We start from the raw sequence: 25397 nt of genomic DNA, 5'->3' as shown, positions 1-25397 counted from the left end.
AACGCCGGGAGAACCCCTATGATCGAACCCCGCAACGCAATGCCGGCCATCTGGTCGGACGGACTGGGCCGCGCCAGCATCCGCTCCGTGCAGGTCCTCGCCGTGTCCGCCCTCGCGTGGGCAATCATCTGGGCCGCCAGCCGCATCCCGCTCGTCATCATCCCCGTCCTCATCGCCGTTATCCTGGCCGCAGCGATCTCCCCGCTGGTCCGCTGGCTCACCGGGCACGCCTGGCCGCGCGCCCTCGCGGTGGTTGCCTCGTTCGTGGCCATTCTCGCCGTTTTCGGCAGCGTCATCGCCGGCATCGTCATTCTGGTCTCCAACCAGTGGGGCGAGCTCACGGCCCGGGCCGCTGCGGGGGTCGAGCAACTGCACTCATTCCTGAACCACGGACCTGTCCCTGTCAGCGACCAACAGATCACCGCCGTCATGGACTCGGTGCGGGAGTTCTTCACCTCGAGCACGTTCAGTGCAGAAGCCCTCACCGGTGCCCGCACCGCGGTGGAAATCTTCACCGGCGCGGTGCTGATGGCCGTCACCCTGTTCTTCTTCCTCAAGGACGGTCCCGAAATCCGGGCCTTTCTCATTGGCATGCTGCCGGCCGACCACCGCGCCAGGGCACGGCTGGCGGCGGATCGCAGTACCGTCGTCCTGGGCGGGTATGTCCGCGGCACGGCCATGGTGGCCGCGGTTGACGGTCTCGTCGTCGGGATCACCCTCGCCATCATGGGAGTGCCGCTGGCCCTGCCGCTGGGAGTGTTCATCTTCATCGGCGGATTCATCCCGATCGTCGGTGCTACCGTCGCAGGAACCCTCGCCATTGTCGTCGCGCTGGTCTCCAACGGGCTGGTCCAGGCGCTCATTGTTGTGGCCGTGGTCATCGGCGTGAACCAGCTCGAACACCACTTCCTGCAGCCGGTCCTGATGGGCAGGGTCCTCAGCATCCACGGCCTGGCGATACTGCTCGTCCTGGCGGCGGGCACCATACTGGCCGGCATTGTCGGCGCGCTGCTGGCCGTGCCGATCACCGCCGTCACGTGGACGGTCGTGAAGACATGGACCGGCAAGGACCCGCTGCCCGGACTTGAGCCGCCCGGGCCGGAGCGGGCCGGACCTGAGCTGGCCGGGCCAGAGCTGCCCGGACCAGAGCTGCCCGGACCAGAGCTGCCCGGACCGGAGCCGCGGTAGGCCCGCCGTTCCGGACGCTGCCTGAAGCTGACCGCGGCAACGGGGACCCGGCACTACAATTGACCGGTTCCCAGGACTTGCTCCTGCCCGGCACACGCCCGGCCACCAACAGAAAGATCCGATGCAGACCACTTCTGACCACGCCGTCCCGGCGCAAGTTGACCTGAAGCAGGCCGACCGCCCGGACCACAAGCCCCTGGTCCGCTGGCTACTGGCCAACCAGGTCGCACCCGCCGGCCCCGAAGCCGAGGAAGATCACAAGCCCAACGCCTGGTGGAAAGTCATGTGCCTGACCGGCGTCGACTATTTCTCCACCCTGTCCTACCTTCCAGGTATCGCCGCCCTGGCCGCCGGTGCCCTCTCGCCGCTGGCAACCCTGCTCATTGTGGCCCTGACCCTGCTGGGCATGCTGCCCATGTACCGCCGGGTCGCGCAGGAGAGCCCGCACGGGCAGGGCTCGGTTGCCATGCTGGAGAAGCTGCTCCCGTTCTGGCGCGGCAAGTTCTTCGTGCTGCTGCTGCTCGGGTTCGTTGCGACCTCGTGGATTATCACCATCACCCTCTCCGGAGCCGACGCGACGGTGCACCTGCTCGAGAACCCGATCGTGCCTGCGGGATTGAAAGGCAGTGCCGTGATCATCACGGTGATCCTGCTGCTGATCCTGGGTGGGGTGTTCCTGCTCGGCTTCAACGAGGCCGTCGGCGTCGCCATTCCTCTTGTGGCCGTCTACCTGCTCCTGAACGCCGCCGTCGTCGCCGCAGGATTCGCCCATGTTCTCTCCGAACCGTCCCTGATCGCCGGCTGGACCGACCGGCTGCTCGCCAGCGCCGGCGGCGGCCCCATGGACCTGATCGGGCCCGCCGTCATCGCCTTCCCCCTGCTGGTCCTGGGCCTGTCCGGGTTCGAGACCGGCGTCTCGATGATGCCTCTGATCAAGGCCACCGGCGACAGCCCCGAGCAGGTCATGGCGTCCCGGGTCAGGAACACCCGCAAGCTGCTCACCACGGCGGCGGCCATCATGAGCGTCTATCTGATGTCCACGAGCTTCCTCACCACGGTCATGATCCCGGCCAAGGAGTTCGAGGAGGGCGGGCAGGCCAACGGCCGCGCCCTGGCGTTCCTCGCCCACGACCTGTTCGGCGCCGGGTTCGGCACCGTTTACGACATTTCCAGCGCCCTGATCCTTTGGTTCGCCGGGGCCTCCGCCATGGCCGGGCTCATCAACATCGTGCCCCGGTACCTGCCGGCCTACGGCATGGCGCCGGAATGGGGCCGGGCCGTCCGCCCGGTCGTCATCGTCTACACCGTGCTGAGCGTCGGCATCACCATCGCCTTCAACGCCGACGTCAACGCCCAGGCAGGTGCCTACGCCACCGGCATCCTGGCCATGATGGTATCCGGAGCCGTCGCCGTGACCGTCTCCGCGATCCGCCGGCACAGCCGTGCCGGAACCATCGGCTTCGGTGCGCTGACCCTGGTCCTGCTGTACGCGCTGGGCGCCAATGTCATCGAAAAGCCCGACGGCATCGCGATCTCGGCGTTCTTCATCGCCGGCATCATCGTCGTCTCGCTCATCTCCCGGGTCCAGCGCACCACCGAACTGCGGCTGGAAACCATCGAGTTCGACGCGGCAGCCCGGCAGTTCATCACCGATTCGATTGCCTTCGACGGGCAACTGAACGTCATCGCCAACAAACGCCAGGCCGGTGACAAGGCTGAGTACGCGGACAAAGAGTACGAACAGCGCGGGCTGAACCCCGTCCCGGGCCCGGCGGATGTCATCTTCCTGGAAGTGGAAATCTCCGATCCTTCGGCGTTCAGCCACACGCTGCGGGTCGAAGGCGTCGAAGTGGACGGCTACCGGGTCCTGCGGGTGAAGTCCCCGGCCGTGCCGAACGCGATCGCGGCGGTCCTGCTGGCCATGCGCGACTCAACCGGCACGAAGCCCCAGTGCTATTTCGAGTGGTCCGAAGGCAGCCCCGTCGGCCACCTCATGCGGTACCTGTTCCTGGGCGAGGGCGACACCGCGCCTTTGGTGCGCGAAATCCTCCGCGAGACCGAGCCCAACCAGGCACGCCGGCCATCCATTCACGTGGGCTAGGCACAACGCACGATAACCACCACGAACAGCCCCGCCGGGATTCAGATTCCGGCGGGGCTGTTCGCACGTCGTCGTTGTCCGCGTCGTCGTCTTCGGTCAGCACGCAGGCCGTCACGGCTGCGCCGGGTCCACCCAGGGTCGACGGCGGCCAGCCGCTCGGCCATCTCCGGGCCTCAGACGTTGGCCGATTTCCCCCAAGGGCCGATCTGGTCGAGAGTGTAGCCCTCCGGGTACACGGAACTGCCGGATGTTCCCGGGATGAAGGAAGGTCTGGTGGGAACCGGGCGGGTGCGGGCGATGACGGCGCGGATTTTCAGAACCGCATGGAACACGCGGCGCAGCCAGGCCGGCGCGGGTTCCAGGCCGAGCGCCGGGACGATTTCCGGCTTGTCCATGAGCAGGGCAATGACCGCGGTGGTCTTACTCTTCAGCAGCCGTGGCAGGCGTACGGCGAGGGCCGCGGCGGTAGCGTCAAGCAGTTGGGCGCCTTCCGGGCTGGCCGCCATGTGTCGGGACTCGTAGTCATCCATGAGAGCCGCCGCTTCGGCGAATGTCGCGGGCACCGGCACCTCCAGTCCCATCCGGGCGCCGAGCTCTGTGTAGAACTCCATGGCGGCGTCCCGCTCCCTGGCAGTCAGCTTCCGCCAGCCGTGCGCATCAATCCAGCGCAGCGGGATGACCAGCAGGGTCAGTAGCGGGTACAGGAAATCTTCCCCGCTTCCGGGGACGCCCCGATGGACCCGGCGGAGTAGATCCAGCATCTTTTGGCCGCGGTTGCTGTCGAAGCCGTTCACGATGAGTTCGTGAATGACAATGCCGGTGTCGTAAGAGCGCTTCATGGGCCGCGCGGCGGTCTCGCCGCGGGCGGCCAGGGTCTTGGCGATGGAGGGGATGGCGAAGTTCCGGTAGTAGGCGATGAAGAAGCCGGCCCGAATTTCGGTCGCAAAGGTATAGAGGACCATGTCCCGGTAGAGCTGTGCGCTGTCAGTGCCAGGCGCGGTGCCGTCCCGGCGGGAGCAGTGGGTGAGCATGGAAAGTTTTTCTGTAGGGATCCTCAAGATGTCCGTTCCAAGTCAAGTTTGTGTTCGACGGTCAGCAGGTAAGCACGCTCCTCGGGGGTCAGTGCGGAGGCCCCTCCGCCCATGGCCAGCTCAGCATCCCAGATCTCCACGATCAGCCGATAAAGCCGGTCCTGAGCCGGGGCGCCGGTATCCGTCTCCAGTGCCCGGTCCAGGCCCGCCGTCTGGAGTGCGCGTTCCTGGAGAGGCTGCACCCGGGCCAGGGTTTCCTGTTCCCACCGCTCGGTGCGCTTGCGTTCGGCGCGCCCGGCCCAGGCAGGAATGGACAAGCCGGGCCCGATCAGGCCGATCGGGATCAGTTGCAGGACCTGGTACAGGGGTGTGGAGTGGAAGTTCCACATTGCCATGGCAGGCATCGCGTTCGACAGTACATCAAGGGTCATGAAGGCTGCAGACAGCACCCCGAAGGCGCCGCCGATGCCGACCATGGTGAACCCGACCCTGAAAGGCCCGTGCATACGCGGAACGAAGCGGCGGCACACCAGGGCGAGTTCGGCGCATACGAAGCCGGTGTAGGACAAGACTGTCGCCGAGAATAGCGCCCCTGCAGGGCGGACATTGTAATCGTCACCGAAATGCGTCGTCGTGGGTCCAACGTCGGCGGCGAAGAAAAAGACGGCCTGCAGGACCAGCGTCAGATACATCGGGAGGGCCCGGTATTTAGTGCGCTGCCGTTTGGATCCCGTGGCGATGGCATGAAGGACACCGACCCGCAACTGCCACAGCCCGAACACCAAGAGCGTGTGCAGCAAGAGCTTGGCGAAGTTGCGCCCGCCCACCAGTTGGTCCACGAAGATGTAAACCGCCGGTGAAGTCAGGAGCGCCGCGGTGCCGGTAAGCATGCCGGAAAAGAAGACCGTGTCTTTGCCGAAGCGGAGCATCGCAGGGATGCGGGAAACAGCGAGCAGATATAGCGCAGAGGCGATGACCAGTTGCATCATCCGAAGACCGTGCCGAAATTCCCCGGCTGCCCGCCGGCGCGCCGCTGGGACCTTCTGATCCGAGCAGCCAGGCGGTCGGCAAGTAGTTCGGCAGTTACTTCGACTTCGCTGAGCAAGTCGGTGCGTTTCAGGGCCGTGACGACGCGCGCCGGGTCGAGGTCCGGGAAGAAGACCTTGGCGTAGTCGTGCGAGAGCTCCTCCTGCTCGTGGCGGAGGACCATGTGCGCGAACTCGTGCAGGACGATCTGCTTTCGGTGCACCTCGGACGCCGCCTTGGCGTGGAGGATGAGGTCCAGGTTGTCCAGTCCGAACCACAGGCCGCAGACCTTGTCGGTTGGGGTGTTGTCGATCGGCTTGATGACAATCGGACGCCCGCTGGCGGTCTCCAGGTGGGCCTGGATAGAGCGCATGGAGACCGGCTCCTGCAGCCGCAGGCTTTCTTCCGCAGTCCGGGCCCGCGCTCGGGCGACGCTGTAGTCCATGGGTGCTGATCCTTGGGATGGTCCGATAAGGGGCCGGAGTCCCCCTGACTCCAAGGAGGAGCGTATCAGCCCTGTTCAGGGGCCTTTCCGGCGCCCGGTGTGTCGGAAGAAGTGACGTTCGTCTCTGCCAGCTGCTCGTCGATGAGGTCCCGGATCTGAAGGAGCGTCTCGGGCGACAGGCCGCCGAGTTGCCGGGCGGCGAAATTGCGGACCTTGTTGGCCCGCATGCTGGCCAGGAGGTCGAGCTGGGCCTCGACTTTCTGGGGGAGTCCGTCCCGGTCGTGCAGCAGGTAATCGAGGTTCACGCCGAAAAACTTTGCGAGGTTCTGCAGGAGCTCGGTCTTCTTCACCTCAGGCCCGGACCCGGTGCGCATGTAGTGCCAGCGGGCGCGGGAGATCGGTGTGCCGGCCGCCTTCATGGCGGCGCTGACGTCGTTGAACGTGATCTTCTTCCCGGCCGCTTCAGAGGAATCAAGGAGCAGGTTCAGCTTCCTTGCGAGTGCCGCGCCGGGCCCGGAATCGACTGACGCGTCGTTCATCGCGCGGCTCCTTTTCTGCGGTCGAAAGGGTGGATGCAGACGACAGTATCATCCGATTGGACATGTCTAACAATTTTGCATTACTCTCTGAAAACAGAATTGGACATGTCTATTTCTGCACCGGGGGCTACCGGTCCACGCCTCCGGTACTCCCTCCATCGTGGAGGCACGCAGCCGGAGGGCTGCCCGTCAGGGGAGCCGCGCTCCGGCTGACGCCACGACGGCCGCATTCCTGCAGGAGCTTTTGGGGGGCCGGCAGGGATGCGGTCTTTTGGTTGGCCCGGCGGGCGCACAGCGGCTCAACGGGTCGTTAGGCCTTGGACTTCCGGCCTCGGGCCCCTCGAGCCGCCCAAACCACGAACACGACGATGAACGCGACGGGCAAAAGCACCAGCGGGTTCCAGCCTTTAACTGTCATTTATCTTCCTCGATCCGCTCGCAAGTCTGTTGCGCAGACTCTACGCCAGCGACCACGGGGCGAGAACGCTGTGCGGGCACTCTTTGGCGAGCACGTCGGTGGGCCCCTGATCGGGTCGGCGTGTATTGCTTTTCAGTGTGCGGGGGAGCGAGGAGCTAGAGTCCGCATGGGTGAGAACAGAAAAAAACCCCTGGAATCCGTGGATTCCAGGGGTTTTCCCTTGTGCGCGGAGGGGGACTTGAACCCCCACCCCCTTTCGAGGACTAGCACCTCAAGCTAGCGCGTCTGCCATTCCGCCACCCGCGCAGGTGGTAATTCCGAGTTCGTTTCGCCTTTCAGCGTTTTGCTTTTCTCGGAAGCAGCGAGAAAGACTCTAGCACGACTTTTCCGGAAACAAATAATCGGGGTCCGCGGGGGTGGTGTGGGTAGGCTGAAGCAAGCAATTGAGCCACCCGCCACGAGGAGCCGCTATGACTGACACCCGGACCGAAACCAGGCCAGAGGACGAGGTCGTCAGGATCTGCCAGGAGCTGATCCGGATCGACACATCCAACTACGGCGACGGCTCCGGCCCCGGTGAACGCGCGGCCGCCGAATACACCGCCGGGCTCATGGCCGAAGTCGGGCTGGACGCCGAAATCTTCGAAGCAGCCCCCGGCCGCGCCAGCGTGGTCACCCGGCTGGCGGGGGAGGACCCCTCCGCCAGCGCCCTGGTGGTCCACGGCCACCTGGACGTCGTCCCGGCCCTGCGCGAACAGTGGTCGGTTGACCCCTTCGGCGCCGAACTGAAGGACGGCCTGATCTGGGGACGCGGCGCCGTGGACATGAAGGACATGGACGCCATGATCCTGTCCGTGCTGCGCAACTTCGCCCGGACGGGACGCAAACCCAAGCGCGACCTCATCTTCGCGTTCTTCGCCGACGAGGAAGCCGGCGGCACCTACGGCGCCCGCTACGCCGTCGAGAAGCGGCCCGAACTCTTTGAGGGCGCCACGGAGGCGATCTCCGAAGTCGGCGGCTTCTCCGCCACCATCGGCGGCCAGCGCACCTATCTGCTCCAGACGGCGGAAAAGGGCCTCTCCTGGCTCCGCCTGGTGGCCCACGGCCGCGCGGGCCACGGCTCCCAGATCAACACCGACAACGCCGTGACCAGGCTGGCCGGCGCGGTATCCCGGATTGGTGCCTACAACTGGCCGATCGAGCTCACGCCGACCACGCGGCAGTTCCTCGACGGCGTCACCGAACTCACCGGGGTCGAATTCGATCCCGACGATCCGGAGAAGATCCTCAAGGAACTCGGCACGGTGGCCCGCTTTGTCGGCGCCACACTGCAGAACACCACCAACCCCACCCTGCTCAAAGGCGGCTACAAGCACAACGTCATTCCGGAATCGGCCGAGGCCCTCATCGACTGCCGGACCCTGCCCGGGCAGGAACAGCAGGTGCTGGAAATCGTGCGCGAACTCGCCGGCACCGGAGTGGACATCAGCTACGTGCACAACGATGTCTCGCTGGAGGTGCCGTTCGCCGGCAACCTCGTCGATTCGATGATCGATGCCCTGCATTCCGAGGATCCGGGCGCCAAGGTGCTGCCGTACACGCTCTCCGGCGGGACCGACAACAAGTCCCTGAGCCGGCTCGGCATCACCGGCTATGGCTTCGCCCCGTTGATGCTGCCGGACGAGCTCGACTTCACCGGCATGTTCCACGGCGTCGACGAACGGGTCCCGGCGGATTCCCTGAAATTCGGCGCACGGGTGCTGGACACCCTGCTCACCAACTACTGAGCGGACACCGCCTGCCATGACGCCCGAGGACATCCTGAGTGGTCCGCTGCTGGAACGGATCCGCGGCCGCGCCGCCGGCTACGACCGCGATAACGCCTTCTTCCACGAGGACCTCGCGGATCTCACGGCGGCCGGCTACCTGAAAATTTTCGTCCCGGTGATCGACGGCGGACTCGGACTCGGGCTTGCGGAAGCGGCGCAGCTGCAACGCCGGCTGGCGACCGCGGCGCCGGCCACGGCGCTGGCCGTCAACATGCACCTGGTGTGGACCGGCGTCGCCCACGTCCTTGCCGCCCGCGGTGACTCCTCGCTGGATTTCATCCTCCAGGAAGCGGCACAGGGTGAGGTCTTCGCCTTCGGCAATTCGGAGGCAGGCAACGACTCCGTGCTGTTCGATTCCCGCACGGAGGCCGTCCCGCTGCCTGGCGGCGGCTACAGCTTCACGGGCCGCAAGATCTTCACCAGCCTGTCACCGGCGTGGACCCGGCTGGGCATCTTCGGGAAGGACGCCAATGCCGCGGACGGCGCCGGGGAACTGGTCCACGGGTTCATCACCCGGGAAACCCCCGGCTACGAAATTTTGCCCGACTGGGACACGCTCGGCATGCGCGCCAGCCAGTCCAACACGACCCTCCTGGAGGGCGCCGTCGTCCCGGCCGAACGGATTTTCCGGAAACTGCCGGTGGGCCCGAACGCCGACCCCCTGATCTTCGCGATCTTCGCCTGCTTCGAGACCCTCCTCGCCGCGGTGTACACCGGAATCGGCGAACGGGCCCTCACGCTCGGGGTGGAAGCGGTGCAGCGCCGGACATCGTTCAAGAACGGCGGCCGCAGCTACGCCCAGGACCCGGACATCCGCTGGAAGGTGGCGGAGGCGGCGATGGCCATGGATGCGCTCTATCCGCAGCTGTCCTCCGTGGCGGCCGACGTCGACGCCCTCGCGGACCACGGCAGCCAATGGTTCCCCCGGCTCGTGGGGCTCAAGGTCCGGGCCACGGAGACGGCGCGCACCGTGGTGGACCTCGCCATCCGGGTATCCGGCGGCTCCAGCTACTTCCGCGGCTCCGAGCTGGAGCGGCTGTACCGGGACGTGCTCGCCGGCATGTTCCACCCATCAGATGACGAGTCGGCGCACAATACCGTGGCGAACGCCTGGCTGGGCCCGCTGGAGACACCCTAGGCGCCCAGGACTCCCCGCGGCGTTCGCTGCTGCCGGTCCCGGCCGGTGCGCGGCCGGGATCCGTGTGCGGCCTAGACGGTGCGCTGGACCTGGATGACTTTCCGGCGCAGCCAGAAACGCCGCCCGCCGCCCACGTAAAGACGGCTGCGTTCCAGTTCCCATTTGCCGTACTCGGAATGCTCCACGAGCCGGCGGCGGGCCTCGGGGAGCGAATCCTCAGGGCCGACCGTCAGAACGAGGTACTCGTACTGCTTGACATAGTCCCGTTCCCGCCGGACCGAGCTGCTCAGAAAATGTTCTTTCATTGCTCTCCATTTTCGTCTTTTTCCGACTAACGTGAAGTCATGAGCATCGATCCGCGTGTCGCGCTTCAGTCCCTGACCTCTGCACTGGAAGAACACCTGGCGGCGGCCTCCGCCCGCAGAAGTGACGGGGATCCCGCGGTCGAGGCGGCATTCTTCGCCGTTGCCGATGCCTTTGAAGTCTACGACGATGCCCTGTATGAGGCGTACGGAGAAGTGACGCCGCTCGAAGTAATCGACGGCGACGAAGACGGCGACGAAGACGATGTCGACGACGAAGAGGACCTCGAGATCCTCGAGAATTCCGAGAACTAGGGGGACCTGCGGATCTCCGCGGCCTCAGCCGGGGTCGGACACGTCTTCGAGCGCCTGCGCGATCTCCGGCGGCAGCGGCGCGAGCGCCGAATCCAGGATCTCCTTGAGCTGAACCGGTGTCCGGGGGCCGACGACAGCGGTTGCCACCCCCTGTTGGGACAACAGCCAGCTCAGCGACACATCCAGGGCAGTCCGGCCGAGCCCCTTCGCCGCCATGGCGACGGCTTCCACCACACTGGACGCCGGTCCCTCGAGATAGGGTTCCACGTACGTCGCCAACCGCTGGTTGGCGGCCCGGGAATCAGCCGGGATGTGGCCGCGGTATTTGCCGCTCAGGACGCCGCGTCCCATCGGAGCCCAGGCCATCAGGCCCAGCCCCGCGTCCTCGATGGCCGGAATGAGTTCCATCTCCGCGTTGCGCTGCAGGAGCGAGTATTCGGACTGGTTGGCCACGAGGGGGAAGCCCGCGATTGCGGCGGCCTTTGCCGTCTGCCAGCCGTTGAAATTGGAGACACCGGCGTAACGCGCCCGGCCGGACCGCACCGCATGGTCCAGCGCTGACAGGGTTTCCTCCAGCGGAACATTCGGATCCCACGCGTGCGCGAACCAGAGATCCACGTAATCGGTTCCCATCCGGGCCAGGCTCGCGTCCAGCCCGGAGAGCATCCCGTTGCGGGACGTGTCGACGCTGCGGCGACCGTCCGCCGTCGTCAGTCCGGCCTTCGTGGAGATCACCACTTCGGAGCGCGCCACGACGTCGCCCAGTATTCCGCCGAGCATCGCCTCGGCCTGCCCGTCGGCGTAGGACGCCGCTGTATCGATCAGGGTTCCGCCGGCATCGACGAAGGAGCGCACCAGGGCGGCGGCATCCTGTTCCTCGGTTTCCCTGGCCCAGGACATGGTGCCGAGGGATAGGGCGGACACGCGCAACCCACTGTTGCCGACATAACGCTGCTGCATGTCAGCTAGCTTACGGGGTCGGGCTGCTTCGTAACGTAGGGTCTATAAACGTGAACTGGATACAAGCGGCTCTGTTGGGCCTGGTACAGGGGCTGACCGAGTTCCTCCCGATTTCCTCGAGCGCCCATCTGCGGATTGTCGGCGCCTTCCTCCCGGAAGCGTCCGATCCCGGCGCCGCCTTCACGGCCATCACGCAGCTGGGCACCGAGACCGCGGTGATCGTCTATTTCTGGCGCGACATCCTGCGGATCATCCGTGCCTGGGCCGGTTCGCTGACCGGCAAAGTGTCCCGGCATGACCCGGATGCGCGCATGGGCTGGCTGGTGATCCTGGGCAGCATCCCGATCATCGTCCTGGGCCTGCTGTTCCAGGACCAGATCGAATCGGTACTCCGAAGCCTGTGGGGCGTCGCGACCATGCTGATTATCTTCGGCATGGTCCTCGCGGTAGCCGACACCATCGGCCGGCAGGACCGTGAACTGACGCAGCTGACCTACAAACATGGGCTCTATTACGGACTGGCGCAGGCCCTGGCCCTTTTCCCCGGTGTGTCCCGCTCCGGCGGCACGATCAGCGCCGGGCTCCTGATGGGTTACACCCGTGAGGCGGCGGCCCGCTACTCCTTCCTGCTGGCAATCCCTGCCGTTTTCGGCAGCGGCCTGTACCAGCTGTACAAGGTGGTCTCCAAGGAAGGCATCACCGGCCCGTACGGTCTCCCGGAAACCGCCCTGGCCACCGTGATCGCCTTCATTGTGGGTTACGTCATCATCGGCTGGTTCCTGAAATACGTCTCCACCCGCGGCTACCGGCTCTTCGTCTGGTACCGGATCATCCTGGGAATGTCCCTGTTCCTGCTGCTCGGTTTCAATGTCATCAGTGCCTAGCACTAGGCTTGGTCTGTGAAATCCTGGACCTCCCGCCCTGTTGCCCAGCTCCCCGGCAGCATGCCCGCCCTGAGCCTCTTCGATACCGCCAAGGGCGGAATTGTGACCCTGGAGGCCACGGGTGAGCAGTCCATGTATGTCTGCGGCATCACCCCTTATGACGCCACGCACATGGGCCACGCGGCCAGCTATGTCGCCTTCGACCTCCTCAACCGCGCGTGGCGGGACGGCGGCCAGCACGTCGCCTACGTCCAGAACGTGACCGACGTCGACGATCCCCTCCTGGAGCGCGCCACGGCCACAGGCGTCGACTGGCGCGACCTCGCCGCGAGCCAAATCGAGCTGTTCCAGACCGACATGGAGGCCCTGAACGTCCTCGCCCCGGACCACTACATCGGTGCCGTTGAGGCCGTTCCCCTGATCGTTCCCGCCATCGAGCGCCTGCTGCGCAACGGGCTCGCGTACCGCGTCCCCGGCGCTGGCGGCGAGCCCGACGGCGACGTCTACTACGACGTCGAAGCCGCCGGGAAGCACTCGACGGACGACGTCGACGCCTGGACCCTGGGATCCATTTCCGGACTCTCCGACGCCGAAATGCTGGAACTCTTCGCCGAACGCGGCGGCGACCCTGGCCGGGCCGGGAAGCGCCAGGCGCTGGATCCGCTGCTCTGGCGGGTTGCCCGCGAGGGCGAGCCCAGCTGGCCCGGTGGCGAACTGGGGGAGGGCCGGCCCGGCTGGCACGTCGAATGCACCGTGATCGCCCAGGAGTACCTGCCCAAGCCGTTTACCGTCCAGGGCGGCGGCTCGGACCTTATTTTCCCGCACCACGAAATGGGCGCCGGCCACGCGTACTCGCTGGCGGGCGTGCCGCTGGCCCGCCACTTCGCGCACGCGGGCATGGTGGGCCTCGACGGGGAGAAGATGAGCAAGTCCAAGGGCAATCTTGTCCTGGTTTCCAGGCTCCGGGCTGACGGGGAAGAACCTGCCGCGATCCGCCTCGCGATCCTGGCCCACCACTACCGCACGGACTGGTCCTGGACCGCCGCCGGATTCGCCGAGGCCAAAGACCGGCTCCGCACCTGGCGCGAGGCCCTCGCCGTGGCGCCGGAAAGCTCCGCCGCGGCCCTGCTTGGCAGGCTGCGGACCGAACTGGCCAACGACCTGAACGCGCCCGGCGCACTCGCCGCCGTCGACGCCTGGGCCAAGGCCGCCTTGGCAGCCCCGGGGGAGGCCTCGGCCACGGACGCCGCGCTGGTGAGCGACGCCGTCAACGCCCTGCTCGGCGTCGAACTCTAACCGGTTTTCGGTCGGCCCGGAGGAATATCCCAAAACCCAGCGGCCGTCTCCACGGTGGCTGCGTCGGCCGGTCAGGACGAAGCGGCTTCGATGATCTTCTCGTCGCCCTCGTTCACGGCTTTGACGACGGCGTCGTAGTCACCACTGTCGACAGCCTTGCTGACCTTCTTGGTGGCCTTGCTGATCGCCTTGTCGACGCGGTCGAGGTAGAGGTCATCGACGATGGCAACGATCGCCGAGGAGCCCGGCGGCAGAAACTCCTCCGCGTTGACGCCGATGGACTTCTCCTCGTGCCGCTTCCTGATGGCACCCACACCGGCGCCGATCCCGGCACCGATCACGCCGGACAGCAGCAGTGGCGGAGCGAACAGTCCGACCACCAGCCCGCCGACTGCGCCGGCCTTGGTGCCCCCGGCGACCAGTCCGCCGCCGTGCTCCTTGACCTCGGTCTTGCCCGATGAGTCCCGCGACAGGACGACGGCAGCCGCGACGGCCGCGTCATCCATGCCCTTGATCGCCTTGAAATCCTCTGCCGCCGAGCCCTCGTCGGCGTACGACGACACGAACAAGATGTAGTTGTGATCTGTCATGGTGTGCCCTCCACTCGGTGTTGGCCGGCGTCGCGGCCAGGTCCAACTCTCGCCGCGACAGGCGGCCGCCGGCAGGGTCATAAGACTCTGGTCCGGGGGAAGACCCCCATAGGGGAAGTGCGCGGGAAAGGTGGGAGGGGGAAGGGGGAGGGAAAAGCGGGACGCGGGCTAGGGCTTGTCCTTGCCCCGGCGCTTGAGGTAGCGCTCAAATTCGCGGGCTATCGATTCACCGCTGGCCTCCGGAAGGTCGGCGGTGTCCTTGGCCTCCTCCAGCTGGCGCACATACGCCGCAATTTCCGGATCCTCTGTAGCGAGCTCGTCCACGCCGCGTTCCCACGCGTCGGCCTCCTCCACGAGTTCGGTGGTGTCCAGCGGGACCTGGAGCAGCTCTTCGACCCGGTGCAGCAGGGCCAGCTGCGCCTTCGGCGACGGGGCCTGGGCTACATAGTGCGGCACGGCCGCCCAGAGCGACACGGTCGGGAGTCCGGCCAGCAGGGCCACCTCGCCGAGCACGCCCACAATCCCTACCGGGCCCTCGTACTGCGAGGCCTCCAGGTCCATCCGCTCACGCAGTGCGGCGTCGTCCGTGGAGGTGCTGACCGGAATGGGCCGGCTGTGCGGCACGTCAGCCAGCAGCGCACCGACCAGGATGACGTAGTCGACATGCAGCGCCTCGGCATGTACCAGCAGTTCCGCGGTGTAGGCACGCCACTTGTAGGACGGCTCGGTGCCCTGGACGAAGATGGCGTCCACATTCGAGTCGGGGACGCTGGCCTTGAAGATCCGCGTGGACGGCCACTTGATCTTCCGCTCACCGGCCGCTGTCCGCCGGATCGTGGGCCGGGTGAACTGGAAGTCGTAGTACTCGTCGGCGTCGATCGCCCCGACCTTCTTGCCGCCCCAGAGCTTGTTAAGGTAGCGCAGGGCATCGCTGGCGGCCTCTCCGGCGTCGTTCCAGCCTTCGAAGGCCGCGAGCATGACGGTGATGCGCCGGCCCTCGGGGACTGGCTGCAGCAGCCGCTCCGGCTCGGAGACGGCGCCTGGTTCGGTGGGGTCTGCCTCGAAGCTGTTCATGCCATCACCCTACGTCCAAGAACCCGCCGCGCGCAGGCAATCGCGCGCCAAGGAACCGCAATTTCCGCCCGGAATCCCAGGGTCAGGCGCGCGGAATTCGCCGTAGGCGTAGCGCGGGCGCCCGGCCGCGGGCTTCCCCGTAGACTGGAAGGCATGCGATCCTCAGCTTCCCGGCCCCTCCTTAAAGCAGCGCTCTGGGACATGGATGGCACCATTGTCGACACCGAGCCCTACTGGATCGCAGCCGAACACGCACTCGTCGAAGCCCACGGCGGACAATGGTCCCACGAACAGGCCATGCAGCTCGTGGGACAGTCCCTGATGTTTTCTGCGGGAATCCTGCAGGAAGCCGGCGTGACCCTGGAACGGCGCGAGATCATCGACACCCTCACCGGCCACGTGATCAGCCAGGTCCGGAGCTCCATTCCCTGGCGGCCCGGGGCCCGCGAACTGCTCGACGAACTCTACAACGCCGGCGTCCGTTGCGCCCTGGTCACCATGTCCGAGGCCCCGCTGGCCCGGGAGATCGTTGCGAGCCTGCCCGAGCCCTACTTCGAGTTCCTCGTCACGGGAGACACTGTGACCCAGGGCAAGCCGCACCCGGAGGCTTACCTCACGGCCGTTGAGCTCCTGCAGCAGCAGGATCCCGAGCTCGGCCTGCACCACTGCGTGGCCCTGGAAGATTCCGTGCCGGGTGTCGCCGCCGCCGTGGCCTCCGGCGTCGTCACGGTCGCCATCCCGCACATCCTGCCCCTCCCGCACGATCCCCGCCGCGCCACCTGGAACACCCTGGAGGGCAGGACAGTCGCTGACCTGGAGGAGCTCGTGGCCCTGCGGCACGACTTCCCCGACGCCACCTTCGGCGCCGCCGCGGACCCAACCGGCCGCTTAGGCACGGTCTCGACCACGGTCTCGACCACACTCTCGACCGCGGGCCACGCCCGTGGCTGACACCGGCAGCCAGGGGCAACCCGGAAAGACTCCCGCTAACCGCCGGGAAGGGATTCCGCTGGGCCGGATCGCCGGCATTCCGGTATTTCTGGCGTATTCCTGGTTCATCATCGCGGCCTTCACGGTGATCGCCTACGGGCCGGTCCTGCAGAGCAACAATCCGCGCCTCGGCGTCACCGCTTTCTTCGTCGCCTTCGCCTACGCGCTGCTGCTCCTGATTTCCGTACTGGCCCATGAACTCGCGCACGCGCTGACCGCGAAGCTGTTCCACTGGCCCACGGAGAAAATTGTCCTCAACCTCTGGGGCGGCCACACCCAGTTCCAGAGCTTCACGGCCTCACCCGGCCGCTCCGTCCTGGTGGCGATGGCCGGCCCGGCCGCGAACTTCGTCCTTGCCGGCGCAGGCTGGCTCCCGCTTGCCTACGGCAACCTGAACGGCGTGGCCGACATCCTGGCCAACATCTTCGTCTGGGCCAACCTGCTGATCGGCATCTTCAACGTCCTTCCCGGCCTTCCGCTGGACGGCGGCCGGCTGGTCGAATCCGCCGTGTGGAAAGCCACCGGCAGCCAGGAGAAGGGCACAATTGCGGCAGGCTGGGCGGGCCGGATCATCGTGATCGCCCTCGCCCTGTGGTTCATAGTCCTGCCGCTGGTCAGCGGCGCACGTCCGGATATTTCCTTCACCCTCATCACCGCCCTGGTGGGCAGCTTCCTGTGGATGGGGGCGTCGGCCGCGATCCAGCAGGCCCGCCTGCGGGGCCGGCTGCACCTCGTCGACGCCGCGGCCCTCGCCGAACCCGCCCTCGGCCTTCCGGAAACCGCGACGGTCGCGGACCTCCTGGACCGGGCGCCGGCAGGAAAGCCCACCGTGGTGCTGTGCGACCGGGACGGCCGTCCCGTGGCCATCGTCGACGCCGGCGCCGCAGCCAGTGTGCCTGCCGGACTGGCCGCAGCGACCGCCCTGACCGCGGTCTCCTACCCCCTTGGCGCGGGCGCCTATGTCCCGGAATGGTCCAAGGGCCAGGAGCTCGTCCAGTACCTGGCCCAGCTCGAAGGCCAGGAGTACGCGGTGGTGAACCGCGAGGGCGCCGTCACCGGGCTGCTGCGCCAGTCCGCCGTCGTCCGGGCCATAACGGGCAAGTACCGGAACGAACGCCAGAACCAGGGGCAGAACCGGTAGAGTTACTGGGCGGTCGTGAATTTCCGGCCCCCACGCGCAAGGACCGGTGCCCGCCGGCATGTCCGCGGCCACACAGCTTTACAGGAGCGAGGAACATCTTCATGAGCAGCGACACCGCCGCAGGCACTAACACTGCCAACACCACCGCCGCCGCAGGCACCGACACTCCCACCGCCGGGGGCAGCACTGCCGCCAGCGCTAATGGTGCCACCGGCGCCGCGCGCCGCCGCGGACCCTTCCGCGAAGGCGAACGCGTCCAGCTCACGGACGAGCGCGGCCGCATGAACACGATCACCCTCGAAGTCGGCGGGGCCTTCCACACCCACCGGGGCTTCCTGAACCATGACGAGATCATCGGCAAGCCCGACGGCTCAGTGGTGGTCAACAACGTCGGACAGCAGTACCAGACGCTGCGTCCGCTGCTCTCGGACTTCGTGCTCTCGATGCCCCGCGGCGCGGCCGTCGTCTACCCCAAGGACGCCGGCCAGATCGTGACCATGGCGGACATCTTCCCGGGCGCACGCGTTGTCGAAGCCGGTGTCGGCTCGGGCGCCCTGTCCATCTCCCTGCTGCGCGCGGTGGGGGACAACGGCTACCTGCATTCCTTCGAACGCCGCCAGGAGTTCGCGGACATCGCCCGCGGCAACGTCGAGACCATCTTCGGCGGACCGCACCCGGCCTGGAAGATCTCCCTTGGCGACTTCCAGGAGGAAGTGGTGCGCACCGAGGAACCCGGCTCCGTGGACCGCGTGGTCCTGGACATGCTCGCGCCGTGGGAATGCCTCGACGCCGTCGCCACCGTCCTGGCCCCCGGCGGCGTGTGGATCAATTATGTCGCGACTGTGACGCAGCTTTCGCGGACAGCCGAAGCCATCCGCGCGGACGGACGCTTCACCGAACCCGACGCGTGGGAATCCATGGTCCGCGGCTGGCATCTCGAAGGCCTGGCCGTCCGCCCGGACCACCGCATGGTCGCCCACACGGGTTTCCTGCTGGTAACCCGCCGCCTCGCCGACGGCGTCACGGGCATTTCGGTAAAGCGCCGCCCCTCCAAGACCGACTTTAACGAAGAAGACGTCAACGCCTGGACCCCGGGCGCTGTGGGCGAGCGTGCGGTCTCGGACAAAAAGCTGCGCCGCGCCGCCCGCGACGCAATCGCCGGAACGAACGTCGTCGACGCCCCGGAGATAACGAACTAGGCAGCATATTTCGGATGTCTCCAGCGGCACCCGCCTTCTTAGGGCTATGGTCTTAACAGAAGAGCAGGAAGGGGCTGATGCACGATGGAGACTCCGAATACTGACCCGGGCCGCACACCGGCCGAGGACGCAGCGGATGCTGCCGCCCGCACGGATGCGGCCCGCGCCGCAGCCGGCGAGGGTGACCGGTATGCCGCCAATGAACTGTCCGTCGCCGAGCGGCAGGTCAACATCCTCCGGGACAAGCTCCGCCACATTGACCGCCAGCTCGCCGCCGCGACGCAGAACAACTCCAAACTGGTCAGCATGCTGGAAACGGCCAAGGCCGAGATCCTTCGGCTGAAAAACGCCCTCGACCAGGAGGGACAGCCACCGTACAGCTTCGGCACCATCCTCCAGCTCAACCCCAAACGGCAGCCGACGGCCGGGAACAGCGGCCAGGCGGCCACGGAGGAATCCGTGGATATCTTCAACGCCGGCCGCAAGATGCGGGTTGGGATCAGCCCGCTGGTCAACATCAGCCAGCTCGCCGTCGGGCAGGAAGTCCTGCTCAACGAGGCCCTGATGGTGGTCGCCGGACTCGGCTACGAGCGGGCCGGGGACCTCGTCACGCTCAAGGAAATGCTGGGGCCTGACCGTGCGCTGGTGGTGGGCCGCGCCGACGAGGAGCGGGTCATCCGGCTCTCCGGTGCCCTGCTCGCCCAGCGGCTCCGGGTCGGCGACGCGCTCTCGATTGATTCCCGGACCGGGTACGCGCTGGAAAAGATCCCGCGCTCGGAAGTGGAGAACCTCGTGCTCGAGGAAGTCCCGGACATCACCTACCAGGACATCGGCGGACTGGGCCCGCAGATCGAACAGATCCGCGACGCCGTCGAACTGCCCTTCCTGCACCCGGACCTGTACCGGGAGCACGGGCTGAAGGCGCCCAAGGGCATCCTGCTGTACGGCCCGCCCGGCTGCGGCAAGACCCTGATCGCCAAGGCCGTGGCCAACTCGCTGGCCGCCCGGGCCGCCGAGCGCGCCGGCAAGACGGACATGAAGAGCTACTTCCTGAACATCAAGGGACCCGAGCTGCTCGATAAGTACGTCGGCGAGACCGAACGCCACATCCGCCTGATCTTCGCGCGCGCCCGGGAAAAGGCGTCCGAGGGCAGCCCGGTGGTGGTGTTCTTCGACGAAATGGACTCGCTGTTCCGCACCCGTGGCACTGGCATTTCCTCCGACGTCGAAACCACCATCGTCCCGCAGCTCCTCAGCGAGATCGACGGCGTCGAACGGCTGGACAACGTGATCGTGATCGGCGCCTCGAACCGGGAAGACATGATCGATCCGGCGATCCTGCGCCCTGGCCGCCTGGACGTGAAGGTGAAGATCCAGCGCCCCGACGCCGAGGCCGCGGCCGACATCTTCAACAAGTACATCACCACGGACCTGCCGTTCCACGAGTCCGACCTCGGCGAGCACAACGGCGACGTGCAGGCGACCGTGGACGCCATGGTCCAACGCACCGTCGAGGCGATGTACTCCACGGAGAAGTCCAACGAATACCTCGAGGTCACCTACGCCAACGGCGACACCGAAATGCTCTACTTCAAGGACTTCAACTCCGGCGCCGTGGTGCAGAACGTCGTGGACCGGGCCAAGAAGTACGCCATCAAGGACCTGTTGACCATCGGCCAGAAGGGCCTGCGGATCGACCACCTGCTCCGGGCGGTCGTGGACGAGTTCCGTGAACACGAGGACATGCCCAACACCACCAACCCGGACGATTGGGCACGCATCTCCGGCAAGAAGGGCGAGCGCATCACGTACATCCGCACCATCGTCCAGGGCAAGGCCGGCCAGGAGCCCGGGAAGTCCATCGAGACGATGCCCAGCACAGGCCAGTACCTGTGACGGCTGTTGTCCCCGGCAAGCCCGCCGACACCGCGGGCGGGCTGCCGGTCGGCGGGGCGATGCGGGTCATGGGATCGGAGACCGAATACGGCATCCACGCGCCCTCGGCCCCGGGAGCCAACGCCACGATGATGTCAGCCCGGGTCATTCAGGCGTACGCGCAGGTGACCCGGCAGCGGGCCGCCGGCGGCGCCGAGACCCGGTGGGACTACACGGACGAGGAACCGCTGCACGACGCCCGCGGCTGGACCTTGGAGCGCAGCAGCGCGGACCCGGAACAACTCACCGACCAGCCTCCCGTCCTCGACGCCGAGGCGATCGCCCTCGCCTACGGGCGGCAGGAACTCGAGGCCGACGGCGAGGACGAGTCCGGCACGCTGCTGATGAACATGGTGCTGGGCAACGGCGCACGGTTGTACGTGGACCACGCCCACCCGGAGTATTCCAGCCCCGAGGTGACCAACCCCCGCGCCGCCGTCACGTGGGACGCCGCCGGCGACCTCGTGGCACTGGCCGCGGTCCGGCGCCTCGCTGCGGATCCCGAACTGCCGCCCATCAACCTGTACAAGAACAACACGGACAACAAGTCGGTCTCCTACGGCTCGCACGAGAACTACCTGATGCCCCGCTCGGTGCCCTTCGGCGAAATCGTGCGCGGCCTCACACCGTTTTTCGTCACCCGGCAGATCATTTGCGGTGCCGGGCGGGTGGGCCTCGGGCAGGACAGCGCCCGGGCCGGCTACCAGATCAGCCAGCGCGCTGACTTCTTCGAAACCGAAGTGGGCCTGGAAACCACCATCCGCCGCCCCATCATCAACACCCGGGACGAGCCCCACGCCACCGCGGACAAATACCGCAGGCTGCACGTCATCATCGGCGACGCCAACCTCAGCCAGGCCTCCAACTTCCTCAAGTTCGGCACCACCGCGATGGTCCTGAGCCTGATCGAGGCCGGGCTGGCGCCGCGGATCGAAGTCCATGAGCCCGTCGCCGCGCTGCAGGCCGTCAGCCACGACACCTCGCTCACCGGGTTGCTGCGCCTGGGCGACGGCCGGCGGATCAGCGCCCTGGACCTCCAGTGGATCTATTTCGAGGCCGCCTCCAAGCACGCGCAGGACACCGGCGTCGCGGACGCCGTGGACGGTGACGGCCACACCCACGAGGTCCTGGAGCGGTGGTCCGCCACGCTGAGCGAACTCGGCGGTGACCGGGCGGCGGCCGCATCCTCAGTCGAGTGGCTCGCCAAACTGTCCCTGCTCGAGGGCTACCGCCAGCGTGACGGCCTGGGCTGGGACAACGCACGGCTGGGCCTCGTGGATCTGCAGTGGGCCGACATCCGCCCCGAAAAAGGGCTCTATTACCGGCTGCTGGCGCGCGACCGGATGCACCGAATCGTCGACGACGCCGCGATTGCCCGTGCGGTGACCGAACCGCCGTCGGACACGCGGGCGTACTTCCGCGGGCGCTGCGTCAGCAGGTTCGGTGCAGACCTCGCGGGGGCCAGCTGGGACTCGGTGATCTTCGATGTCCCCGGCCGCGGCAGGCTCCAGCGGGTCCCTACCCGCGAGCCGCTGCGCGGGACCGAAGCCCTCACCGGCGGCCTGTTTGCCAGGCACCGGGAGGCCGGGACGTTCCTGGCGGAACTGCTCGGGCTCAGCCCCGGTTCCTGAAAACAAAGCCCCCCGCGGGCGCCCCGGGCGTGGCACTATTGCTACAGGATGTCCCTTAGGAGAAAAGGGACGGACATGAAGGAGAAAACAATGGCAGGCCAGGAGCAGCAGCAGCCGCAGTCGCGGGACACCGAGGTTGACGAGGACGTCCCCGCCGCGCCGCCGGCCCCGGCGGACGCCCAGGCGTCGGCAGCCACCCAGGGCGTCGATGATCTCCTCGATGAGATCGACGGCGTGCTGGAGTCCAACGCCGAGGAGTTCGTCCGCGCATTCGTCCAAAAGGGCGGCCAGTAGGAGCGCCGCCGGCCGCCGGATGAGGGCGGCGGGAGGGGCTAAGGGCCGGAAGAGTCGTTGATCCACCACGTTGAGGGAGAGCGTTAGTGCAGGAAACAACAGCCAACCGAGTAGCAGCCAACGCGACGTCCTCATTCACCGAGCATCTGCAGCGCGAACGGCCCGATTTGATGCCCTTCGGCCAAGTGCCTTTCAACCAGTTGCCTGCCGGCGGGCACGCCGGCCAGCCGGGAGCACCGTTGCAGGCCCCGCACGGGACGACGATCGTGGCGATGACCTATGCCGGGGGAGTGCTGATGGCCGGGGACCGCCGCGCCACCATGGGCAACGTGATCGCGAGCCGGCACATCGAGAAGGTCTTTCCCGCCGACCAGTATTCAGTGCTGGGCATTGCCGGGACCGCCGGCATCGCCCTGGACATCACCAGGCTGTTCCAGGTTGAACTCGAACACTACGAGAAGATCGAGGGCACGCTCCTGAGCCTGGACGGCAAGGCGAACCGGCTCGGCGCCATGGTCCGCGGCAACCTGCCCATGGCCATGCAGGGCCTCGCCGTCGTGCCCCTCTTCGCAGGATTCGACCGGCCCGCAGGTTTCGGCCGGCTCTTCTCCTACGACGTCACGGGCGGCCGCTACGAGGAACAGGAGCACCACGCGGTGGGATCCGGCTCGATGTTCGCCCGCGGCGCGCTGAAGAAACTCTGGCGTCCCGGCCTCTCGGAGCAGGACGCCGTGGCGGTCGCCGTCGAGGCCCTGTACGACGCCGCCGACGACGACTCCGCCACGGGCGGCCCGGACCCCGTCCGGCAGCTATGGCCGGTGGTGTACATCGTGAACCGGACAGGCGCCTTCCGGGTACCGGACCGCGACCTTGCCGCCGTGGCCGGCCGCGTCATCGAATCCCGCACCGTCGCCCAGCGGGAGGCCTGAGATGACCCAGCAGTTCTATGTATCTCCCGAACAACTGATGAAGGACCGTGCGGACTTCGCACGGAAGGGCATCGCCCGCGGACGTTCGGTGGTGGTCATCAGTTGCCGGGACGGGATTGCCCTCGTGGCGGAGAACGCGTCCCCGTCGCTGCACAAGATCGGCGAGATCTACGACAAAATCGCGTTCGCGGCCGTCGGGAAGTACAACGAGTTTGAGAGCCTGCGGCAAGCCGGGGTGCGGTATGCCGATGTCCGGGGCTATTCCTACGACCGCGAGGACGTCACGGCCCGCGGCCTCGCCAGCGTGTACGCACAGAGCCTCGGCGCGGTGTTTACGGCCGAACAGAAACCCTTCGAGGTCGAACTGGCCGTGGCCGAAGTCGGTCAGGCCCAGGAGGCGGACCATCTGTACCGGCTGACCTTTGACGGGTCCATCGCCGACGAGCACGGCTTTATTGTGATGGGCGGCCAGGCGGACAAGGTCTCCGAGGCTGTCGCGGCGGGCTGGCAGGGCGAACTCGACTTCGCGGGCGCCATCCGGCTGGCCCTCGCCGGGCTCGTGGCGGACAAGGAAACCACTACCCTGCCCGTATCCGCACTGGAAGTTGCGGTACTGGACCGGGGATCGGAAAGCGGCCGCGGCACCCGCCGGGCGTTCCGCCGGCTCGAGGACCCGGACATCGTGGCATTGCTGGCTGAGGAGAAGTGAGATGGACAAGCGCATATTCGGCATCGAAACCGAATTCGGAATTTCCTATTCAAGCCCGGAGTCCCGGCCGCTGGCACCGGAGGAAGTAGCCCGCTACCTCTTCCGCAAGGTGGTCAGCTGGGGACGGTCCTCCAACGTCTTCCTGACCAACGGCTCGCGCCTTTACCTGGACGTCGGGTCGCACCCGGAATACGCCACCGCCGAGTGCGACGACCTCGCCCAGCTGATCGCCCATGACCGTGCCGGGGAACTGATCCTCTGCGACCTCGTGGACGAAGCCCAGGAACGGCTGGCGGCGGAGGGATTCAACGGCACCGTATACCTGTTCAAGAACAACACGGATTCGGCCGGGAACTCCTACGGCAGCCACGAAAACTACCTCATCCCGCGGCGCGGGGAATTTTCCCGGCTCGCGGAAATCCTCATCCCGTTCCTCGTGACCCGCCAGCTGATCGCCGGGGCCGGCAAGATCCTCAAGACCCCGCACGGGGCGACCTTCGCGTTCTCCCAGCGGGCCGACCACATCTGGGAAGGCGTCTCCTCCGCCACCACCCGCTCCAGGCCCATCATCAACACCCGGGACGAGCCGCACGCGGACGCCGAGTTCTACCGGCGCCTGCACGTGATCGTGGGCGACTCCAACATGTCCGAAACGACGGCGTTGCTCAAAATCGGCACGGTGGACCTGATCCTGCGGATGATCGAGGCCGGGGTGATCATGCGCGACATGCGGATGGAGAACCCGATCCGCAGCATCCGGGAAATCTCCCACGACCTCAGCGGCCGGGCACTGGTCCGGCTCGCCAACGGCCGGCAGCTCACGGCCCTGGAAATCCAGCGCGAATACCTGGGCAAGGTGACCGCGTTCGTGGCCGAACACGGCGCGCACAACCCCCACGTGCCGCTGATCCTGGACCTCTGGGAGCGCACGCTGGACGCCATCGAAAGCGGCGACACGAGCACGATCGATACCGAAGTGGACTGGGCCATCAAGAAAAAGCTCATGGACAACTACCGGGAACGGCACGGGCTGGGCCTTGACGCTCCCAGGATTGCGCAGCTGGACCTGACCTACCACGACATTTCCCGTGGCCGCGGGCTCTTCTACCTGCTCCAGGCCCGCGGGGCCGTGCGCCGGGTGGTGGACGACACCGCGGTCAAGGACGCGGTGGATGCCCCGCCGCAGACCACGCGCGCCAAACTCCGCGGCGACTTCGTCCGGCGCGCCCAGGAACTCGGCCGCGACTACACCGTGGACTGGGTCCATCTGAAGCTGAACGACCGCGCCCACCAGACCATCCTGTGCAAGGATCCCTTCCGGAGCGTGGACGACCGGGTGGATGCGCTGCTGGACTCGATGGGCTGATACCCAGCTTCGCACGTTATTCTGGGGTAGGGCCGCCCTGCGGCCGCCGCTTTCTTTGCCACGGGAA

General features: G+C 66.9%; 24 protein-coding genes and 1 tRNA gene. 16 read left to right on the top strand and 9 right to left on the bottom strand.

Features of this window, described 5'->3' with window-relative positions; all coding sequences use genetic code 11:
- The first annotated feature begins 18 nt into the window (after positions 1-18).
- Together AC1DN2_RS15075 and AC1DN2_RS15070 are read left to right on the top strand one after the other, a co-directional pair.
- Positions 19-1188 (top strand): AI-2E family transporter, encoded by a 1170-nt coding sequence (locus AC1DN2_RS15075; protein ID WP_476850929.1) that lies wholly within the window; start codon positions 19-21, stop codon positions 1186-1188.
- Positions 1189-1309: 121 nt separating this feature from the next.
- Positions 1310-3289, top strand: a complete 1980-nt coding sequence (locus AC1DN2_RS15070; RefSeq protein WP_476850928.1) for an APC family permease — start codon at positions 1310-1312, stop codon at positions 3287-3289.
- Positions 3290-3462: 173 nt separating this feature from the next.
- On the opposite strand, the gene AC1DN2_RS15065 is transcribed toward AC1DN2_RS15070, so the two are convergent.
- The 5 genes from AC1DN2_RS15065 to AC1DN2_RS15045 all read right to left on the bottom strand — a co-directional run bounded on the left by AC1DN2_RS15065 (position 3463) and on the right by AC1DN2_RS15045 (position 7054).
- Entirely contained in the window at positions 3463-4320 is an 858-nt protein-coding gene (locus tag AC1DN2_RS15065; RefSeq protein WP_476850927.1) for an oxygenase MpaB family protein, read from the bottom strand.
- A 23-nt stretch (positions 4321-4343) separates the two neighbouring features.
- The gene (locus tag AC1DN2_RS15060) at positions 4344-5309 is read right to left on the bottom strand and encodes a hypothetical protein (RefSeq protein ID WP_476850926.1); all 966 of its coding nucleotides are present in this window, start codon (positions 5307-5309) and stop codon (positions 4344-4346) included.
- Positions 5306-5791, bottom strand: a complete 486-nt coding sequence (locus tag AC1DN2_RS15055) for a hypothetical protein (protein WP_476850925.1) — start codon at positions 5789-5791, stop codon at positions 5306-5308. Before AC1DN2_RS15055 ends, AC1DN2_RS15060 begins: the two co-directional genes overlap by 4 nt.
- A gap of 65 nt (positions 5792-5856) precedes the next feature.
- On the bottom strand, positions 5857-6330 hold the full coding sequence (locus AC1DN2_RS15050; RefSeq protein ID WP_476850924.1) for a hypothetical protein: 474 nt from the start codon (positions 6328-6330) through the stop codon (positions 5857-5859).
- Between the two features lie 641 nt (positions 6331-6971).
- Positions 6972-7054 (bottom strand) — tRNA-Leu (locus tag AC1DN2_RS15045).
- A gap of 164 nt (positions 7055-7218) precedes the next feature.
- On the opposite strand from AC1DN2_RS15045, the gene AC1DN2_RS15040 reads away from it, so the two are divergent.
- A complete protein-coding gene (locus AC1DN2_RS15040) occupies positions 7219-8535 on the top strand; it encodes a M20/M25/M40 family metallo-hydrolase (RefSeq protein ID WP_476850923.1) in 1317 nt (438 codons plus the stop codon).
- A 16-nt stretch (positions 8536-8551) separates the two neighbouring features.
- Positions 8552-9715 carry an acyl-CoA dehydrogenase family protein gene (locus AC1DN2_RS15035; protein ID WP_476850922.1) on the top strand — a complete coding sequence of 388 codons (1164 nt, stop codon included), beginning with the start codon at positions 8552-8554 and terminating at the stop codon, positions 9713-9715.
- A gap of 71 nt (positions 9716-9786) precedes the next feature.
- On the opposite strand, the gene AC1DN2_RS15030 is transcribed toward AC1DN2_RS15035, so the two are convergent.
- Positions 9787-10020: a DUF5703 family protein gene (locus AC1DN2_RS15030; protein WP_018772920.1), complete on the bottom strand. Its 234-nt coding sequence runs from the start codon at positions 10018-10020 to the stop codon at positions 9787-9789.
- A 39-nt stretch (positions 10021-10059) separates the two neighbouring features.
- Here AC1DN2_RS15030 and AC1DN2_RS15025 point away from each other — a divergent pair, with 39 nt between their 5' ends.
- Complete coding sequence (locus tag AC1DN2_RS15025) at positions 10060-10332, top strand: hypothetical protein (protein ID WP_223916379.1); 273 nt, start codon at positions 10060-10062, stop codon at positions 10330-10332.
- A gap of 24 nt (positions 10333-10356) precedes the next feature.
- Here AC1DN2_RS15025 and AC1DN2_RS15020 read toward each other — a convergent pair whose 3' ends face one another.
- Positions 10357-11292, bottom strand: a complete 936-nt coding sequence (locus tag AC1DN2_RS15020; protein ID WP_476850921.1) for an aldo/keto reductase — start codon at positions 11290-11292, stop codon at positions 10357-10359.
- A gap of 50 nt (positions 11293-11342) precedes the next feature.
- Between AC1DN2_RS15020 and AC1DN2_RS15015 the strand changes: the two genes are divergently transcribed.
- On the top strand, positions 11343-12176 hold the full coding sequence (locus AC1DN2_RS15015; RefSeq protein WP_476850920.1) for an undecaprenyl-diphosphate phosphatase: 834 nt from the start codon (positions 11343-11345) through the stop codon (positions 12174-12176).
- Positions 12177-12191: 15 nt separating this feature from the next.
- Positions 12192-13472: a cysteine--1-D-myo-inosityl 2-amino-2-deoxy-alpha-D-glucopyranoside ligase gene (gene mshC, locus AC1DN2_RS15010; protein ID WP_230011252.1), complete on the top strand. Its 1281-nt coding sequence runs from the start codon at positions 12192-12194 to the stop codon at positions 13470-13472.
- 71 nt (positions 13473-13543) lie between these two features.
- On the opposite strand, the gene AC1DN2_RS15005 is transcribed toward mshC, so the two are convergent.
- Both AC1DN2_RS15005 and AC1DN2_RS15000 read right to left on the bottom strand, forming a co-directional pair.
- Complete coding sequence (locus AC1DN2_RS15005; RefSeq protein WP_476850919.1) at positions 13544-14062, bottom strand: DUF1269 domain-containing protein; 519 nt, start codon at positions 14060-14062, stop codon at positions 13544-13546.
- 168 nt (positions 14063-14230) lie between these two features.
- The gene (locus tag AC1DN2_RS15000) at positions 14231-15136 is read right to left on the bottom strand and encodes a PAC2 family protein (protein ID WP_476850918.1); all 906 of its coding nucleotides are present in this window, start codon (positions 15134-15136) and stop codon (positions 14231-14233) included.
- A 153-nt stretch (positions 15137-15289) separates the two neighbouring features.
- On the opposite strand from AC1DN2_RS15000, the gene AC1DN2_RS14995 reads away from it, so the two are divergent.
- The 9 genes from AC1DN2_RS14995 (at position 15290) to pafA (ending at position 25330) form a co-directional block, all read left to right on the top strand.
- Entirely contained in the window at positions 15290-16087 is a 798-nt protein-coding gene (locus tag AC1DN2_RS14995) for an HAD family hydrolase (RefSeq protein WP_476850917.1), read from the top strand.
- The gene (locus tag AC1DN2_RS14990; protein WP_476850916.1) at positions 16080-17267 is read left to right on the top strand and encodes a site-2 protease family protein; all 1188 of its coding nucleotides are present in this window, start codon (positions 16080-16082) and stop codon (positions 17265-17267) included. Before AC1DN2_RS14995 ends, AC1DN2_RS14990 begins: the two co-directional genes overlap by 8 nt.
- A 101-nt stretch (positions 17268-17368) precedes the next feature.
- Positions 17369-18466 (top strand): tRNA (adenine-N1)-methyltransferase, encoded by a 1098-nt coding sequence (locus AC1DN2_RS14985; protein ID WP_476850915.1) that lies wholly within the window; start codon positions 17369-17371, stop codon positions 18464-18466.
- An 84-nt stretch (positions 18467-18550) separates the two neighbouring features.
- The gene (gene arc, locus AC1DN2_RS14980) at positions 18551-20362 is read left to right on the top strand and encodes a proteasome ATPase (RefSeq protein ID WP_459384756.1); all 1812 of its coding nucleotides are present in this window, start codon (positions 18551-18553) and stop codon (positions 20360-20362) included.
- The gene (gene dop, locus AC1DN2_RS14975; RefSeq protein WP_476850914.1) at positions 20359-22032 is read left to right on the top strand and encodes a depupylase/deamidase Dop; all 1674 of its coding nucleotides are present in this window, start codon (positions 20359-20361) and stop codon (positions 22030-22032) included. Before arc ends, dop begins: the two co-directional genes overlap by 4 nt.
- A 90-nt stretch (positions 22033-22122) precedes the next feature.
- On the top strand, positions 22123-22326 hold the full coding sequence (locus AC1DN2_RS14970) for a ubiquitin-like protein Pup (protein WP_026266331.1): 204 nt from the start codon (positions 22123-22125) through the stop codon (positions 22324-22326).
- A gap of 86 nt (positions 22327-22412) precedes the next feature.
- Complete coding sequence (prcB, locus tag AC1DN2_RS14965) at positions 22413-23255, top strand: proteasome subunit beta (RefSeq protein ID WP_028275579.1); 843 nt, start codon at positions 22413-22415, stop codon at positions 23253-23255.
- 1 nt (position 23256) lies between these two features.
- Entirely contained in the window at positions 23257-23964 is a 708-nt protein-coding gene (prcA, locus tag AC1DN2_RS14960) for a proteasome subunit alpha (protein ID WP_028275580.1), read from the top strand.
- A gap of 1 nt (position 23965) precedes the next feature.
- Positions 23966-25330, top strand: coding sequence for a Pup--protein ligase (gene pafA / locus AC1DN2_RS14955; RefSeq protein WP_026538699.1), 1365 nt, complete (start codon positions 23966-23968; stop codon positions 25328-25330).
- Positions 25331-25397 lie beyond the last annotated feature (67 nt).

This window comes from Arthrobacter sp. 01L42, assembly GCF_056400005.1.
This window is presented reverse-complemented; position numbering and strand designations above follow the sequence as displayed.